Genomic DNA, 16,746 nt, shown 5'->3' with positions numbered 1-16,746 from the left:
CGTCCCGGGTCCTCCGCGCCGGACGCATCGCCTCGTCCCTGGTGGATTCGTGCGTTCCGGTCGCCTTGGTGGAGGGAACCGACACGGAGGCACGAATCCGTGGTGCGCGCGGCGCGGGGGCTTGCCACGTCAGAAGCCGAGGCGGCCGAGCTGCTTCGGGTCGCGTTGCCATTCCTTCGCGACCTTGACGCGGAGCGAGAGGAAGACCTGCTTGCCGATCAGCGGCTCGATCGAGGCGCGGGCGCGGGCGCCGACCTCCTGCAGGCGGGATCCGCCGCGGCCGATCACGATGCCCTTCTGACTGTCGCGCTCGACCCAGAGGTTCGCGTAGACCTCGACGAGCTCGCGATCGTCGCGCTCGACGAGGTCGTCGATCGTCACCGCGAGCGAGTGCGGCAGCTCGTCCGAGACGCCCTCGAGCGCTGCCTCGCGGATGAGCTCCGCGATCCGGGTCTCCAGCGACTCGTCGGTGACCGCCTCGTCGGGGTACAGCGGCGGCGACGGCGGCAGCAGCTTGACGAGCTCCGAGGTGAGCACGTCGAGCTGGATGAGCGACGCCGCCGACACGGGCACGACCGCCTCCCACTCCCGCAGCTCGCTCACGGCGAGAAGCCGCGCGGCGACCATGCCGCGCGGGGCGGCATCCACCTTGGTCACGATGGCCACCTTGCGCGCCCGCGGGAAGGCGTCGAGCTGCTCGTTGATGAACCGGTCGCCCGGCCCCAGCTTCTCGTCGGCGGGCACGCAGAACCCGATCACGTCGACATCGCCGAGCGTCGCCGCGACGACGGCGTTCAACCGCTCCCCCAGCAGCGTGCGCGGCCGGTGCATGCCGGGGGTGTCGACGATCACGAGCTGGCCGCCGGCCGTGTGCACGATGCCCCGGATGGCGTGCCGCGTCGTCTGCGGCTTGGACGACGTGATCGCCACCTTCTCGCCCACGAGGGCGTTGGTGAGCGTCGACTTGCCGACGTTCGGCCGGCCGACGAAGGACGCGAATCCCGCCCGGAACGTGTCAGCGCCCGTCTCAGTCATGGCGTTCGACCTCCGCACGATCGGCCCGGCGCCGCTCCTGGAACGCGAGCAGGTCGGGCGTGGCCTCGACGAGCACCGTCACGACCCGGCGGCGTTCCACGCGCTCGGCCGTGAGCTTGAGCCCCGACACCACGGTCGCCGCACCGGCCGTGGGCAGCCGGCCGAGCGCCTTGCCGAGCAGTCCGCCGACGGAGTCGACGTCGTCGTCGTCGAGGTCGATGCCGAACAGGTCGCCGAGCTCATCCGTCGGCAGCCGGGCGCTGACCCGGTAGAGGCCGTCGCCGAGGTCGACGACCTCGCGCACCTCCCGGTCGTACTCGTCGGAGATGTCGCCGACCAGCTCCTCGATCAGGTCCTCGAGGGTCACGAGGCCGGCGATGCCGCCGTACTCGTCGACGACCATGGCGAGGTGCGTCGACGCGCGCTGCATCTCGCGCAGGGTCTCGTCGGCCTTCTTCGACTCGGGCACGAACATCGCGGGCTTCGCGAGGTCGCGCACGAGCGTCGTCTTCGCATCCCGGCGCGCCTCGTGCGCGAGCCGCGCGGCGTCGCGCAGGTAGAGCACCCCGACGATGTCGTCGGCGTCCTTGCCCTCGACCGGCATGCGCGAGACGCCGGTGCGCAGCAGCTGCGTCATCGCCGCGAACACGGTCACATCGTCGTCGACCGTCACCATGTCGGTGCGCGGGATCATGACCTCGCGCACGACGGTGTCGCCCCACTCGAAGATCGAATGGATGAGCTCGCGGTCGTCCTCCTCGAGCACGTCGAGCTCGGTCGCCTCATCGACCATCGAGAGCAGCTGCTCCTCGCTCGAGAACGTCGCGGCGGGCGGGCGTCCCGGCGTCACGCGCCGGCCGATCGCGACGAGGAGGTCGGCGAGCGGCCCCAGCACGACCCGCGAGGCGCGCAGCACGGGCGCCGCGAACAGCAGGATGCCACGGGCGTGCGCGCGCCCCACCGACCGCGGACTCGATCCCACGAGCACGAACGACACCGCCGTCATGATGAGCCCGCTCACGAGGAGCGTCCACCACCATTCGGACCCGAACACGGTCGCCCAGACGAGCGTGACGAGCACCGCGGCCGCGGTCTCGGACACGACGCGCACGAAGTTGATCGCGTTGACGTGCTCCGCGATGTCGCCCGCGATCGCGAGCAGCGAGCGCCGCGCACGGCGCGCCTGGGCGAGCTCCAGGATGTCGTTGCGACTCAGCACGCCGAGCGCGGCGTCGGCGGCGGCCAGCAACCCGCCGAAGGCCACGAGCAGCACCGCGACCGCGATGAAGACGGGGATCATCGCCGGTCGCCGGTCATCAGCGCTTCCGCTCGGCGAGCGTGAACCCGACGAGGATGTCGCGCTGGATCCCGAACATCTCGCGCTCGTCATCCGGTTCGGCGTGGTCGAACCCGAGCAGGTGCAGGATGCCGTGCGCGGTCAGCAGCTCCAGTTCCTCGATCATCGAGTGGCCCGCCTCCTTCGCCTGCGCGATCGCGACGGGCGGGCACAGCACGATGTCGCCGAGCAGGCCCGGCGGGGTGATGTCCTCGTCGGTGCCGGGTCGCAGCTCGTCCATCGGGAACGACAGCACATCGGTCGGCCCGGGCTCGTCCATCCACTGCACGTGCAGCTGCTCCATGGCGGCCTCGTCGACGAGCAGGATGGCGAGGTCGGCGCCGGGGTGCACGCGCAGGTGGTCGAGCGCGAACGTCGCGAGCCGCAGCAGGGCGCCCTCGTCGACCTCGACCCCGGACTCGTTGTTGATCTCGATGCTCACGTCGTCTCCTGCTCGCGCCGCCGCTCCTGCGGCGCGAGGCGGCGAATCGCCGTACACGCCGCCGATTCGCCGCTCGCGTTCACCGATTATCCCGCCGCGGCTTGCGGTCCTGCGGCGCGCGGCCGAGTCCCGCCCGGCGCTCGGCGCGGTTCGCGCCCTCCCGCGCGGACTGGCCCTCGTAGGCGCGCGCCTGCCGCTCGGCGTCGTACTTCGTGTACGCGTCGACGATGCGCCCGACGAGCGAGTGCCGCACCACGTCCTCCGAGCCGAGGCGGGTGAAGTGGATGTCGTCCATCCCCTCGAGGATCCGCGAGACGAGCTGCAGCCCCGACGCCCCGGTCGGCAGGTCGATCTGCGTGACGTCACCGGTCACGACCATCTTCGTGCCGAACCCGAGGCGGGTGAGGAACATCTTCATCTGCTCCGGCGTCGTGTTCTGCGCCTCGTCGAGCACGACGAACGCGTTGTTGAGCGTGCGCCCGCGCATGTAGGCGAGCGGGGCGACCTCGACCGTGCCGGCGGCGAGCAGTTTCGGCACCAGCTCGGGGTCCATCATCTCGTTGAGCGCATCGTAGAGAGGCCGCAGGTAGGGGTCGATCTTGTCGGTCAGCGTCCCGGGCAGGAATCCGAGCCGCTCCCCGCCTCGATCGCGGGACGCGACAGGATGATGCGCTCGACCTCCTTGCGCTGCAGCGCCTGCACGGCCTTCGCCATCGCCAGGTAGGTCTTGCCGGTGCCCGCGGGGCCGATGCCGAACACGATGGTGTTGTGATCGATCGCGTCGACGTACGACTTCTGGCCCAGGGTCTTGGGCCGGATCGACTTGCCGCGCGCGGTGAGGATCGCCTGGCTCAGCACCTCGGCAGGGCTGCCCTCGCCACGCTGGAGGATGCGGCGCGAGCTCGTGACCTCGGCATCGCCGAGATCGACGCCGTTGCGCACGAGCTGGATCAGCTCGCGCACGAGGCGCTCGGCATCCCGCACCTGCTCGGCGGGGCCCTCGAGAGTCACGTGATTGCCCCGCACGTGCACGGCCACGTCGGGGAACTCGTGCTCGATGGTCGTGAGCAGCCGGTCCTGCGGACCGAGCAGGCGCACCATGGCGACGCCGTCGACCTCGAGCTCGGCCCGGCCCACGCCGGGGCCGGCCGATTCGTCAGAGCTCGTTGCCAAGGGATCCTTCCTGAAGGCCGGTGCCCAGCACGTGCGCGTGCACGTGGAAGACGGTCTGCCCAGCATCCTCGCCGGTGTTGAAGATGAGCCGGTGGTCGCCGCCGGTGCGCTCGTCGGCGAGCTTCTGCGCGACGTCCACGATGTGGGCGAGCAGCTGGGGATCGGCGCCGGCGAGCTCGCCGACATTGCGGTACGCCGCCGTCTTCGGCACGACGAGCAGGTGCACCGGCGCCTTCGGGGCGACGTCGGTGAACGCGATGACCCGGTCGTCCTCGTACACGATGTCGGCGGGGATCTCGCGCGCGACGATCCGCTCGAAGACGGTGGGCTCGGCCATGGCATCCAGTCTACGAAGGTCCATCGTTCGGCGTCGGAGTCCAGCCGATCGGTCGATCCCCGCCGGATGCCGCCGAGCTCACGCTGGAGGACATGAACGAAACCCTCCGCTCCCGATTCCGTCCCGTGCTCGTGCTCGTCACCGCCTACCTCCTCGTGAGCGGGGCGATGGAGACCGTGCTCGTGGTCCAGTCCGTCACCGGCACCTCGGTCGACAGTGCGATCTGGACCCGCTGCTCGCTCGTGCTCGCCAGCGCGCTCGTCCTGCTCCTGCTCGCAGTCGCCGCCGCGCGCGGCTCGCGCTCCTCCTGGATCCGCACGCGGATCATCAGCCCGGTGGTCGTGATCGCGGTCATCGTGATCGTCGCGATCCCCGGGTTCCTGCCCGACTGGGTGCGTCTCGAGCAGGCGCTGTGCGGCGCGCTGGTGCTGCCGGCGGCGATCATCCTGAACCTGCCCCGGACAGCCGCGCTCTTCCCGAAAGCCACCGCGTCGACGACCGCGGTGTCGGACGCCGAGCGCGCCGCGTAGGGTCGGCTCGTGATCGACGGTCGCTGGCGGATCGTGCAGACGGTCGTGCCGTTCCTCGTGCTCGGCACGCTCACCGCCTTCACCGTCGGCATCGAGTGGGGCCGGCCGGGGCTCGCCGTCGATCTGGCGCTGTGCGGGTTCGCCGCGGTCTGGGTGTTCGTCTTCCGCGTCGTTCTGATGTGGTGGACGGAGGCCCACCCCGCGGCGATCGGCGTCTTCGTGACGGTGATGATCGCGCTGAACCTCGTGCTCGTGCTGCGCGCCGGTTGGTTCGGCTTCCTCGCCATCGCGACCTTCTCGTTCGCCTACGCGCTCGTGGAGTGGCCGTGGCAGCTGCTGGCGGTCGGTGCGACGGCGGTCGTGGCGGGGATCGCGCAGAGCTCGAGCTTCGCCCGCAGCGGCCCGCTCGGCACCGCCGCGGCCGCCGCCGTGATCGCGCTCAACGTCGCGATCATGTGCGGCCTGTCGTGGGGGCTGCGGGTCTCCCAGCGCCAGGACGAGCAGGCCGGCGTCGACGCGGAGCGAACCCGGCTCGCCGGGGAGATCCACGACACGCTCGCGCAGAACTTCGCCGGCATCGTCACCCAGCTGCAGGCGGCGGACGAGGCGCCGGATGCGGCGGCCCGGCGCCGGCACAGCGACGCGGCACTGGCGCTCGCCCGCGACGGGCTCGCGGAGGCGCGGCGCTCGGTGCAGGCGCTGCGTCCGGTCGCGCTCGACGCCGTGCGGCTGCCGGAGGCCATCGCGAACGTCGCGCGTTCGTGGTCGGAGCGCACCGGCATCCGGGCCGACGTGACGACGACCGGACCGGACCGCGCGCTGCCGACCGATGCGGAGGTGGCGCTGCTGCGCACCGCTCAGGAGGCGCTCGCGAACGTCGAGCGCCACGCGCGGGCGGGTCGGGTGACCCTCGCCCTGCGGGTCACCGCGCAGGGCGCCCGGCTCGAGGTGCGCGACGACGGCCGGGGCTTCGACCCGGCGACGCCGCCGGCGACGACCGCCGACCACGGCTACGGCCTCGTCGCGATGCGCCAGCGGATCGAGGCGCTCGCGGGCGAGCTGCGGATCGAGTCGCGCCCCGGTCACGGCACGGCGGTCCTGGTGGAGGTACCGGCATGACGATCCGGCTGCTGGTCGCCGACGACCATCCCGTGGTGCGCGACGGGATCGTCGGCATGGTCTCGTCCGACCCGGACATCGAGGTCGTCGGCGAGGCGTCCGACGGCGCCGAGGCGGTCGGCCTCGCGCACGCCCTGCAGCCGGATGTCGTGCTCATGGACCTGCGCATGCCCCGCACCGACGGGGTCGCCGCGATCCGCGAGCTCGACCGGCTCGGCGTGAGCGCGCGCGTCGTCGTGCTGACGACGTACGACGCCGACGCCGACGTGCTGCCCGCGATCGAGGCGGGGGCGACGGGATACCTGCTGAAGGACGCGCCGCGCGACGAGCTCATCCGTGCCGTCACGGCGGCCGCGCGGGGCCATGCCGTGCTGGCGCCCTCGGTCGCCTCGCGCCTGGTCGATCGCGTGCGCAGGCCCGAGACCGGGCTGCTCAGCCCGCGCGAGCTCGAGGTGCTCGCCCTCGTCGCCGACGGCGCCACGAACCGCGCGGCCGGCGAGCGCCTGCACCTGAGCGAGGCGACCATCAAGACCCACCTGCTGAGCATCTACGCGAAGCTCGGGGTGGGCGACCGGGCCGCCGCGGTCGCGGAGGGTTTCCGGCGCGGCCTGCTCGGGGCCGAGTAGCCCGGCCGGCTGGCGCCGTCAGTCGCGCGACGGCGCCGTCGAGTCGCGAATGACGAGGCGCGTCGAGATCGGCCGTTCCGGCTCCTGCGGCGGCGCTCCCTCGAGGATCGCCAGCACGCGCTGCATCGTCAGTGCGCCGAGGGACTCGAAGTCCTGGCGGATCGTCGTCAGCGGCGGCGCGAAGAAACCGGCCTCCGGGATGTCGTCGAACCCGACGACGCTCACCATGTCGGGCACGATGTAGCCCCGCGAACGCAACGCGGAGATCAGCCCGAGAGCCATCTGGTCGTTGCCGGCGAAGACCGCGGTCCGCCCGGGCTCGACCGGCAGGATCATGCCCGCGTCGTAGCCGCCGCGCGCCGACCAGTCGGCGTCCACGCGCACGCCGGGCGGGGCGCCGGCGGCCGAGAGCTCCGTGGTCCAGCCGCGTACGCGCTCCACGGCATCCGGATTGCGCGCGGGTCCGGCGACGTGCGCCACGGTCTCGTAGCCGAGGCCGAGCAGGTGCCGAGTGGCGAGCCGCGCGCCGCCGTACTGATCGATCGACACCGACTGCAGGTGCGGCTCGGCCTCCGCGGCGATGACCACGAGGGGCGCTCCGGATGCCTGATCGCGCGCGATGTCGGCGACCGCGATGTCGATGGCCACCAGCACCATCGCCTCGACGTTCTGGCGCAGCAGTGCCTCGATCGACGCGCGCACGGAGCTCGGCTGGGCGTCGGTCAGCGTCGTGGTGACGACCGTGTAGCGCGCGGCCGCGGCCGCCTCGGTCACGGCGAGCGCGAGCATCGACGGGCCGTAGTCGGCGCTGCGGCTCGTGATCAGGCCGATGGTCCGCGAGCGCTTGGTCACCAGGGCGCGCGCCGCCGACGACGGCCGGTAGCGCAGCTGCCGGATGGCCTCATCGACCCGGGCCCGGGTCGCCGGCTTGACGTTCGAGTGCGCGTTGATGACGCGCGACACCGTCTGGTGCGAGACGCCCGCGAGCCGCGCCACGTCGAAGATGTTCGCGCTGCGCGGGGTGACCGGCTCAGCCATCGTCGCCTCCCCTGAGCGATGAGTGCCAGGAGCTGGTCGGGCGTGAGGAGGTCGCCGTCGACCACCCCGACGACCTCGCGGTCGCGCAGCACCACGATGCGGTCGCCGAGACGCAGCACCTCGTCGAGCTCGGCCGAGATGAAGATGACCGACATGCCGTTCTCGGCCAGCGACACGATCTGGCGCTGGATCTCCGCCTTCGCACCCACGTCGATGCCGCGCGTCGGCTCGTCGAGGATCAGCAGGCGCGGCGCGAGCGCGAGCCAGCGCGCGAGCAGGACCTTCTGCTGGTTGCCGCCGGAGAGCGTGCCCGCCACCGCCTCCGGGTCGGCGGGCGCGATGCCGAGGGCCTCGATGTAGCTGCCCGCCAGCTCGCGCTGGCGCGACCACGACATCCGATGCCGCCAGCCGAGCTGCCCCTGCAGGCCGAGCAGGATGTTCTCGCGCACGCTCAGCTGCGCGATGATGCCCTCCGACGTGCGGTCCTCCGAGGAGTACACGGCACCGGCCGAGATGGCGGCCCGCGGCGAGGGCGAGCGCAGGGTGCGGTCCTCGATGCGCAGCGTGCCGCCGTCGGGCCGGTCGACTCCGCCGACCAGGCGGGCCGCGTCGGTCCGACCCGACCCGAGCAGCCCGGCGAAGCCCACGATCTCGCCCTCGCGCACGGTGAGGTCGAACGGCGCGATCCGGTTGCTCCGGCCGAGGCCGGTGGCCTGCACGACGACGCGCGCATCCGGGGCCGCGGGTTCCTCGCGACCGCGATCCTGGAGGTCCTCGAGCGCCCCGACCGTCGTGCCGAGCATGCGCTCGACGAGCTCGATCCGCAGGATGTCGGCCGTCAGGTACTCCCCGACGAGCCGTCCGTTGCGCAGGATCGTCAGCCGGTCGGCGATCTCGTAGACCTGCTCGAGGAAGTGCGAGATGAACAGGATCGCGACGCCCTCGGCCTTCAGACCGCGCATGATGTCGAACAGCTGCGCGACCTCGTCCTGGTCGAGGCTCGAGGTCGGCTCGTCGAGCACCAGCACGTCGGGGCGGGTCCGCACGGCGCGGGCGATCGCGACGAGCTGCTGCACCGCCGGCGAGTGGCTGCGCAGGCTGGAGGCGGGGTCGAGGTCGATGCCGAGCTGGGCCAGCGCGCGGCTCGCCTGTCGCCGGGTCTCGCGCCAGTCGATGCCGCCGAACCGGCGCGGCTCGTCGCCGAGCATGACGTTCTCGGCGACCGACAGCTCGGGCACGAGCTCGATCTCCTGGTAGACCGCGGCGATGCCGGCGGCCGCCGCCTCGGCGGGCCGGGAGAACGCGACGGGTCGCCCGCGCAGGGTGATCCGGCCGCCGTCGAGGCGCTGCGCTCCGGTGATGGCCTTGATGAGGGTCGACTTGCCCGCCCCGTTCTCCCCCATGAGCGAGTGCACCTCGCCCGGGAAGAGCCGCAGCGCCGCCTTCTCGAGGGCGACCTGTCCGACGAAGCGCACGTCGGCATCCACCACCTCGAGCACCGGCGCCGCCGGCGGTGCGGAGTGAATCGACACGGGCCTCGTCCTCACCTCGACGGTCACGAGACTAGCCGCCGGGGAGGTCGCTACCGGCGCCGGCGAGCCGCGATCGCACGCTGGAACACCACGAACAGCAGCAGCATGACGCCGATCACGATGTAGGTCCACCAGGAGTCGACGCTCATGTAGGTGATCGAGATCTGGATGAGGCCGTAGACCAGCACCCCGAACAGCGACCCGATGACGTAGCCGCTGCCGCCGGTGAGGATCGTGCCGCCGATCACGACGGCGGCGATCGCCTGCAGCTCCATGCCGAGTCCGGCGAGGGGATTGCCCGACTGCGTGTACGAGGCGAACAGCACCCCGGCGATGCCGGCGCACGTGCCGCTGATCAGGTAGACGAGGAACACGGTGCGCGTCACGGCGAGCCCCATGAGGCGCGCGGACTGCTCGTTGCCGCCCACCGCGTACACGGTGCGCCCGAACCGCGTGTAGTGGAACACCCAGAAGGCGATCGCCACGAGCAGGAGGGACAGCAGCACGCCGGGCGTCGTCGTCCAGTCGCCGACGCCCCACGAGGTGCCGAGCAGCCAGTTGAGCGCGTCGTTGTGGATCGGCAGCGCCTTCAGGCTGGTGACGTAGGCGAGGCCGCGGGCGAGGAACATGCCCGCGAGCGACGCGATGAAGGGCTGGATGTCGAAGAACGCCACCATGACCCCGACGACCGCGCCGATCAGCGTTCCCGAGAGCACCATGAGCGGCAGCACCGCGGCGGCCGGCCAGCCGGCGGCGAACAGCTGCGCTCCCAGCAGACCGCTGAAGGCGATGACCGACCCGACCGAGAGGTCGATGCCGCCCGTGAGGATGACGAACGTCATGCCGACCGCGAGCACGATCAGGAACGGGTTGTTGTCGAACAGCGACGACAGCAGACGCGGCGAGACGAAGTCCCCGAACACGGCCTGCCCGGCGCCGAGCATGAGCACGAGGATCACGCAGGTGGCGAGCACGGGCAGCCAGGCGTTCAGCCGATAGCGCACCGACCGGCCGCGGCCGCCGAGGCGGGGCGCCCCGGTCGCGGCGGGGGCGGTCACTTGCTCACCGCCGCGCTCGCATCGATCGCCGCCGTGCCGGGCACGGACGGCGCCACCGGCCGCCGGCGCACGGCGAGCAGCCCGCGCACGCGCCGCGACTGCATGAGGCAGATCACGATCACGACGACGGCCTTGAACACCGGCGTCACCGCGGGCGGGATGCCGAGGAACGTGATCGAGGTGGTGAGGGTCTGGATGATGAGGACTCCGATCACGGTGCCGGCGATCGAGAACTTGCCGCCGGCCAGCGACGTACCGCCGATGACGACGGCGAGGATGGCGTCGACCTCGATGTTGAGGCCCGCGTTGTTGGCGTCGGCGGCCATGATGTTCGAGCTGTAGAGGATGCCCGCCATCCCGGCCAGCAGGCCCGAGATCGCGTAGACCGACCAGATGATGCCGCGCGACTGCACGCCGGCCAGGCGGCTCGCCTCCGGGTTGATGCCGACGGCCTCCATGAGCACGCCGAGCGCCGTGCGTCGCACCAGCAGCCCCACGATCGCGACGACCACGACCGCGATGAGGAACGCGACCGGCAGACCGAGGATCACGCCCGAGGCGAATTCCGCGTACGGCGCGCTCGTCACCGTCGTGATCTGCCCCTTGGTGATGAGCATCGCGATGCCGCGGCCCGCGAACATGAGCAGGAGCGTCGCGATGATGGGCTGGATCCGCACCACCGAGACGAGGAACCCGTTCCACGCGCCGAGCACGAGGGTGACGAGCAGACCCAGCGCCACGGCCACCGTGACGGTGCCGACCGAGCCCGGCTCGGGCGACGCCTCGATGTAGGTGAGCGAGACGGCGCCCGCGACCGCGAGCACCGCGCCGACGGAGAGGTCGATGCCGCGCGTCGCGATCACGAGCGTCATCCCGAGGGCGACCAGCATCAGCTGCGAGCTGTTGCGCAGGATGTCGATGCTCGAGCCGTACAGGGCGCCGTGCTTGATCGTGATGCTCAAGAACGACGGACGCGACAGCGTGTTGATCGCCACCAGGAGGACGAGCGCGACGATCGGCCAGAACAGCCGATGCCGGAGGATCCGCAGCGCGATCACGCGGCCGTCCCCTCGGCGATCAGGGCGACGATGTCATCCACGTCGATGTCCTCCTCGTTGACGACTTGGGCGATGATATGCCGGTCTTGCAGCACGTAGATGCGCTGCGAGATGCGCACGACCTCCTCGAGCTCCGACGAGATGAACAGCACCGCGACGCCGCCGGCCGCGAGGTCCGTGATCGCACGCTGGATCTCCGCCTTCGCACCGACGTCGATGCCGCGGGTGGGCTCGTCCAGGATGATGAGCTCGGGATCCGTGGCGAGCCAGCGGCCCAGGAGCACCTTCTGCTGGTTGCCGCCCGACAGGTTGCGGATGAGCGCGCCGGCATCGGGGGCTGGACGCCGAGCGAGGTCATGTAGCGCTCGACGATCGCATCCTGCTGCGTGCGGCTCAGGGGCCGGGCCCAGCCGCGCTGCGCCTGCACCGCGAGCACGAGATTCTCGCGCACGCTCAGATCGGGAATGATGCCCTCGCTCCGGCGGTCCTCCGACGAGAAGGCGATGCGGTGGGCCAGCGCCGCCCGCGGGCTGCTGAGCCGGGCCGGCCGGCCGTGCACCTCGGCGTGGCCGGCATCCGGACGGTCGGCTCCGTAGAGCAGCCGCGCGAGCTCCGTGCGCCCGGAGCCGAGGAGCCCGGCGAGCCCCACGATCTCGCCCGGGCGCAGCTCGAGCGACGCCCCGGCGATCACGCCCTTGCGGCCCAGGTCCTCGACCCGCAGCACGGGCACCGTGGAGTCCGCGGCGCCGACGGCCAGGGCGCGGTCCTCGATCGCCTCGAGCCGGGCCAGCTCGCGGCCCAGCATCGTCGAGACGAGTTCGCGCCTCGGCAGCTCCGCGGTCGGGAACTCGCCCACCCGCCGGCCGTTGCGCAGCACGGTGATCCGGTCGCACAGCTCGTAGACCTGGTCGAGGAAGTGCGTGACGAACAGGACCGCGACGCCGGTGTCGCGCATCCGGCGCACGACGGCGAAGAGCTGCTCCACCTCGCTGCGGTCGAGGCTCGACGTGGGCTCGTCGAGCACGAGCACGGCGCTCTCGAGCACGGTGGCGCGTGCGATGGCGATGAGCTGCTGCACGGCGATGGAGTGCGACGACAGCGACGTGCGCGTGTCGATCTGCAGGCCCAGAAGCTCCAGCGCGGTGCGGGCCGCGCGATGGGTGGCGGACCAGTCGATGCCGAGGCGGCCCCGCACCTCGCGTCCCAGCATGACGTTCTCGCCCACGCTGAGGTTGGTGCAGAGATTGACCTCCTGGTAGACCGTCGCGATGCCCGCGGCCTGCGCGTCGGCCGTGCCCGAGAACCGCCGGGGCCGGCCGCCGACCTCGACCGTGCCGGAGTCGATGGCGTAGACGCCGGTGAGGGCCTTGATGAGGGTCGACTTGCCCGCACCGTTCTCGCCCATGAGCGCGTGGATCTCTCCGGCGCGCAGCACGAGGTCGACCCCGTCGAGCGCTTTGACGCCCGGGAACGCGATCGTGATGTCGCGGAGCTCGGCGACGACCGTGGATGGCATGGCGATGTCCTCGATTCGGCGGCCGATCGCGGCGCCGGGGCGGTGTGCTCCGGCGCCGCGATCGCGGTCAGCCCGTCCGTGCGTGCGGACTCAGTACTTACGGGTGGGCAGCGCCTGCTTGGCGGCGGCCTGGTCGAAGGCCTCGTCCTTGGCGAGGTAGAGCTTGTCCACCTTCTTGCCGGCCACGACGTCCTTCACGACCTGCGCCACCTGGTCGCCCAGCAGCGGGTTGCACTCGACGACGTAGTTGAACTGGCCGTTCGACAGCGCGGTCAGGCCGTCGTGGGTGCCGTCGATCGTGATGATCTGGATGTCCTTGCCGGGGGTCATGCCGGCGGCCTTGATCGCATCCAGGGCGCCGAGGCCCATGTCGTCGTTCTGGGCGAACAGGATGTTGATCTTGCTGCCGTACTTCTGCAGGAAGCCCTCCATCACGGTCTTGCCCTGCGCACGGGTGAAGTTGCCGTCCTGCTGATCCAGCACGTTGATGTCGGAGCCCTTCATCACCTTGCCGCAGCCGGTGGTGCGGTCGTTGGCGGCGCTCGATCCGGCGGTGCCCTGGAGGACGACCATGTTCGCGCTCTTGCCCGCGAAGTTGTCGACGATCCACTTGCAGGCCGTCTCGCCCTCCTTCTCGAAGTCGTCGCCGACGCGCGAGGCGATGTACTGGTGGTCGGCGGCGTCGACGTCGCGGTCCTCGAGGATCACGGGGATCTTGGCCTGCTTGGCCTGCTTGAGCACATCGGTCCAGCCGGTCTCGACGACCGGCGCGAAGACGATCGCCTGCACGCCCTGCGTGATGAACGAGCGGATCGCCGCGATCTGGTTCTCCTGCTTCTGCTGCGCGTCGGAGAAGTTCAGTTTGAACCCGTTCGACGAGTCGAGCGCCGCCTGCAGCGACTTCGTGTTGGCGGTGCGCCAGCCGCTCTCCGCGCCCTCCTGGGCGAACCCGACCTTGATGGTCTTCGACCCGGACGCGCCGGCTCCGCTGGAGGAACATCCCGCCAGTGCGAGCGAGGCGATGGCGGCGACCACGGCGGCCGCCACGAGACCCTTCTTCATAGTGACTCCCTTGTCATTGAGCTGCCGGGGGCAACCCCGCTGTCATCCGACCGCGTCGGCTGTCATGATGTTAGCGTTCACAACTCATCACACCAGAGGGCGATGATCACGGTTCGATAACGGGGCGAGGGCCGGGTTTACCGGGGAGTCCCGGCACAAATGGCGAAACTCCGGCGCTTCATCACGTGCCGACGGCTATGTGATGGATCACATTCAGGCGGCTTCGGTGTCCCACCGGCGCCGGTAGTACCGGATGCGCTCCTCGTCGCGCCCGATGCCGTACGCCGCGAAGAACTCGGGCTGCCACCCGGGACCGAAGTTCAGATCGAGGTTGCCGCTGGCGACCGCGAGGTCGGCCCAGCGATCGGCGCGCCCCAGCCGCCCCAGGTCGACGTGTGCGCTCCAGCGGCCGTCGGCGCCTACGAGGGTGTTCGGAACGCACGGATCGCCGTGGGCGACCACTGGCTCGTCGACCGGCGGAGGGTTCACGCCGCCGCGCTCCTCGGCCGAGCGGCTGAACGGGCATGCCGCCACCGGCAGGTGCTCGTGCAGGGCGCGCAGGCCCTCGCCGAGCGCGCGGGCGGCGATGCGGGGCTCGAGCAGCACCGCGCTCGCCCCGGGCAGCGCTCGCGTCACGAGCAGCTGCGCACCCGCGTCGACGCGCAGTTGCAGCACCTCCGGCACGGGATGGTACGGCGACGCCCAGTCCAGCCGGGCGCGCTCCGCCGTCAGGTCGGGACCGCCGGGCGGGCTCCACTTCAGGTACCGGGCTCCGGCGCGATAGGTGAGCCCGCCGAGCTCGTTGAGCCAGACGGCCTCGAGCTCGTCATCGCCGGCCGCCGCGCGCACCAGGGCGGGGACCGTCGTGCCGCTCGGCGGCATCCCGGAGAGGGCGGGCGAGTTCACCACCGGCCCAGGCGCGCGTTCAGAACGGCGAGCGCGGCGGGCCCGGCCGTCGAGGTGCGCAGCACCTCCGCACCGAGCCGCACGGGCATGCCGAGCGCGAGTTCTCTCGCGGTGAGGCCCCCTTCCGGACCGACCACGAGCGTCACGTCGCCCTGCGCCGGCAGCTCGACCGCGGTCAACGCCCGGTCGGCGGCCGGCTCGAGCACGAGCACGAGCCCCGGCAGCGGCGACCCGAGCGGCAGCACCTCGGGAACCCGCGACCGGATCGACTGCTTCGTCGCCTCGCGCACGATCGCCGCCCAGCGCTCCCGTCCCTTCGCCGCCTTCGGACCGTCCCAGCGCGACACCGACCGGTCGGCCTGCCAGGGGATCACGCCGCTCACGCCGAGCTCGGTCGCCGCCTGGATGGCGAGCTCGTCGCGGTCGCCCTTCGCGAGAGCCTGGGCGAGCCAGAGCCGCGGCTCGGGCTCCGGGTCGTGCTGCACGTCGTCGACCTCGATGCTGAGCTCACCGGAGGCGACGTCGACGACGGGACCCCGCACCACGAACCCGGCGCCGTCGGCGATGGCGAGCCGCTCCCCGGGCGCACGCGCGCGACGGCGATCGCGTGCCGCGCCTCGTCACCCCGCAGGCGCACGCGGGCGCCGACCTCGGCATCCGCCGGCTCCAGGTCGGGATCCAGGTACAGGGAGGCCACGTCTCCACCCTCCCACTCGCGGGCGACGCTCGAGTCATCCCTTCCGAAATGCAGGAGGGAAGGCACCCGGATGCCGTGTCCGCGGGCGGTCAGCCGCTTGCAGGGCGCGCCGCTCCTGCATTTCGGAATGGGAACCGGATCGCGGCGGCGTCGGGCGTGCGGCGTCAGATGTTGAGGAAGCGGTCGCGCAGCTTCGCGAACAGGCCCTGCTGGAAGGTCGAGAACTCGGGAGGCACCGGGCGCCGCGACGCCGCGAACTGCTTCATGAGCTCCTGCTCCTTGCTGTTCAGCCGCACGGGAGTGACGACCTGGATGCCGACCTTCAGATCGCCCCGCCCGCCGCCGCGCAGCCGGGTGATGCCACGATCCTTGACCGTGACGATGTCGGCGCTCTGGGTGCCCGGCTTCACCTCGACCGAGACCTCGCCGTCGAGCCCCTGCAGCGTCGCGGTGGTGCCGAGCACGGCATCCGTCATCTGCACCTCGAGCGTCGCGAGCAGGTCGTCGCCGCTGCGGCTGAACGTGTCGTGATGCTTGACCTTCACCTCGAGATAGAGGTCGCCGTTCGGGCCGCCGGCGGGGCCGGCCTCGCCCTCGCCGGGCAGGTGCAGCCGCAGCCCCGTGTCGACGCCGGAGGGCACGTCGACGTGCACGGTGCGCTTGGCCCGCACGCGACCCTGGCCGGCGCACGTCGGGCACGGGTTCGGGATCACGGTGCCGTAGCCGCGGCACGTGCCGCACGGCGACGACGTCATGACGTTGCCGAGAAGCGAGCGCACGGTGCGCTGGATCGACCCCGTGCCGCCGCAGATGTCGCAGGTCACCGGCTGGGTGCCGGGCGCGCAGCACGAACCGGAGCAGGTCGGGCAGACCACGGCCGTGTCGACCTCGAACTCGCGCGCGACGCCGAACACGACGTCGGCGAGCTCGACCTCGATGCGCAGCAGGGCGTCCTGACCCCGCTCGCGGCGCGATCGCGGCCCGCTCGAGCGCTGCTGCGCCGCGCCGAAGAACGTCTCGAAGATGTCGCCGAACCCGAAGCCTCCGCTGGCGCCGCCGCTGAACGGGTTGCCGGACCCGCCGAGGTCGTAGCGCTCGCGCTGCTCCGGATCGCTCAGCACGTCGTACGCGTGCGTCACGCCCTTGAAGCGCTCGGACGCCTCCTCGCTCGGATTGACGTCGGGATGCAGCTCCCGTGCAAGCCGGCGGTACGCCTTCTTGATCTCCTCGGGGCTCGCATCGCGAGAGACGCCGAGGGTCTCGTAGTGGTCAGCCACGCGT

General features: G+C 71.6%; 15 protein-coding genes and 2 pseudogenes. 3 read left to right on the top strand and 14 right to left on the bottom strand.

Going from position 1 to position 16,746, the window contains the following annotated elements:
• Positions 1-129 precede the first annotated feature (129 nt).
• The 5 genes and pseudogenes from era to QQK35_RS16595 form a co-directional block, all read right to left on the bottom strand.
• The gene (era, locus tag QQK35_RS16615) at positions 130-1,035 is read right to left on the bottom strand and encodes a GTPase Era (protein WP_284255131.1); all 906 of its coding nucleotides are present in this window, start codon (positions 1,033-1,035) and stop codon (positions 130-132) included.
• Positions 1,028-2,335: a hemolysin family protein gene (locus QQK35_RS16610; protein ID WP_284255130.1), complete on the bottom strand. Its 1,308-nt coding sequence runs from the start codon at positions 2,333-2,335 to the stop codon at positions 1,028-1,030. Before QQK35_RS16610 ends, era begins: the two co-directional genes overlap by 8 nt.
• Positions 2,336-2,351: 16 nt before the next feature.
• A complete protein-coding gene (ybeY, locus tag QQK35_RS16605; protein ID WP_284255129.1) occupies positions 2,352-2,813 on the bottom strand; it encodes an rRNA maturation RNase YbeY in 462 nt (153 codons plus the stop codon).
• A 79-nt stretch (positions 2,814-2,892) separates the two neighbouring features.
• Positions 2,893-3,914, bottom strand: a pseudogene (locus QQK35_RS16600) (PhoH family protein).
• Positions 3,915-3,969: 55 nt separating this feature from the next.
• A complete protein-coding gene (locus tag QQK35_RS16595; RefSeq protein WP_284255128.1) occupies positions 3,970-4,323 on the bottom strand; it encodes a histidine triad nucleotide-binding protein in 354 nt (117 codons plus the stop codon).
• Positions 4,324-4,415: 92 nt separating this feature from the next.
• Here QQK35_RS16595 and QQK35_RS16590 point away from each other — a divergent pair, with 92 nt between their 5' ends.
• From QQK35_RS16590 to QQK35_RS16580, 3 genes are read left to right on the top strand one after another with little or no spacing between them, the layout of a single operon-like run.
• Positions 4,416-4,853 carry a hypothetical protein gene (locus QQK35_RS16590; protein ID WP_284255127.1) on the top strand — a complete coding sequence of 146 codons (438 nt, stop codon included), beginning with the start codon at positions 4,416-4,418 and terminating at the stop codon, positions 4,851-4,853.
• A 9-nt stretch (positions 4,854-4,862) separates the two neighbouring features.
• Positions 4,863-5,972 (top strand): sensor histidine kinase, encoded by a 1,110-nt coding sequence (locus tag QQK35_RS16585; RefSeq protein WP_284255125.1) that lies wholly within the window; start codon positions 4,863-4,865, stop codon positions 5,970-5,972.
• Positions 5,969-6,598 carry a response regulator gene (locus QQK35_RS16580; protein WP_284255124.1) on the top strand — a complete coding sequence of 210 codons (630 nt, stop codon included), beginning with the start codon at positions 5,969-5,971 and terminating at the stop codon, positions 6,596-6,598. The genes QQK35_RS16585 and QQK35_RS16580 overlap by 4 nt, the downstream gene beginning before the upstream one ends.
• Before the next feature lie 18 nt (positions 6,599-6,616).
• On the opposite strand, the gene QQK35_RS16575 is transcribed toward QQK35_RS16580, so the two are convergent.
• The 9 genes and pseudogenes from QQK35_RS16575 to dnaJ all read right to left on the bottom strand — a co-directional run bounded on the left by QQK35_RS16575 (position 6,617) and on the right by dnaJ (position 16,742).
• Positions 6,617-7,561 carry a LacI family DNA-binding transcriptional regulator gene (locus QQK35_RS16575; RefSeq protein WP_284255741.1) on the bottom strand — a complete coding sequence of 315 codons (945 nt, stop codon included), beginning with the start codon at positions 7,559-7,561 and terminating at the stop codon, positions 6,617-6,619.
• Positions 7,447-9,168, bottom strand: a complete 1,722-nt coding sequence (locus tag QQK35_RS16570) for a sugar ABC transporter ATP-binding protein (RefSeq protein ID WP_284255123.1) — start codon at positions 9,166-9,168, stop codon at positions 7,447-7,449. The genes QQK35_RS16575 and QQK35_RS16570 overlap by 115 nt, the downstream gene beginning before the upstream one ends.
• A 50-nt stretch (positions 9,169-9,218) precedes the next feature.
• Entirely contained in the window at positions 9,219-10,226 is a 1,008-nt protein-coding gene (locus tag QQK35_RS16565) for an ABC transporter permease subunit (RefSeq protein ID WP_284255122.1), read from the bottom strand.
• Positions 10,223-11,284 (bottom strand): ABC transporter permease, encoded by a 1,062-nt coding sequence (locus QQK35_RS16560; RefSeq protein WP_284255121.1) that lies wholly within the window; start codon positions 11,282-11,284, stop codon positions 10,223-10,225. Before QQK35_RS16560 ends, QQK35_RS16565 begins: the two co-directional genes overlap by 4 nt.
• A pseudogene (locus QQK35_RS16555) lies at positions 11,281-12,800 on the bottom strand (sugar ABC transporter ATP-binding protein). Before QQK35_RS16555 ends, QQK35_RS16560 begins: the two are co-directional and overlap by 4 nt.
• A gap of 90 nt (positions 12,801-12,890) precedes the next feature.
• On the bottom strand, positions 12,891-13,862 hold the full coding sequence (locus QQK35_RS16550) for an ABC transporter substrate-binding protein (RefSeq protein WP_284255120.1): 972 nt from the start codon (positions 13,860-13,862) through the stop codon (positions 12,891-12,893).
• A 213-nt stretch (positions 13,863-14,075) separates the two neighbouring features.
• A complete protein-coding gene (locus QQK35_RS16545) occupies positions 14,076-14,771 on the bottom strand; it encodes a phosphotransferase (RefSeq protein ID WP_284255119.1) in 696 nt (231 codons plus the stop codon).
• Positions 14,765-15,313 (bottom strand): RsmE family RNA methyltransferase, encoded by a 549-nt coding sequence (locus QQK35_RS16540; RefSeq protein ID WP_348534966.1) that lies wholly within the window; start codon positions 15,311-15,313, stop codon positions 14,765-14,767. Before QQK35_RS16540 ends, QQK35_RS16545 begins: the two co-directional genes overlap by 7 nt.
• A gap of 316 nt (positions 15,314-15,629) precedes the next feature.
• Positions 15,630-16,742, bottom strand: a complete 1,113-nt coding sequence (gene dnaJ / locus QQK35_RS16535; RefSeq protein WP_284255118.1) for a molecular chaperone DnaJ — start codon at positions 16,740-16,742, stop codon at positions 15,630-15,632.
• Between the last annotated feature and the right edge of the window lie 4 nt (positions 16,743-16,746).

It is taken from the genome of Pseudolysinimonas kribbensis (genome assembly GCF_030161895.1).
GTDB classification, from domain to species: Bacteria; Actinomycetota; Actinomycetes; order Actinomycetales; family Microbacteriaceae; genus Pseudolysinimonas; species Pseudolysinimonas kribbensis.
Note: the sequence above shows the minus strand (reverse complement) of the source record. Positions and strands in the feature narration are given on the sequence as shown.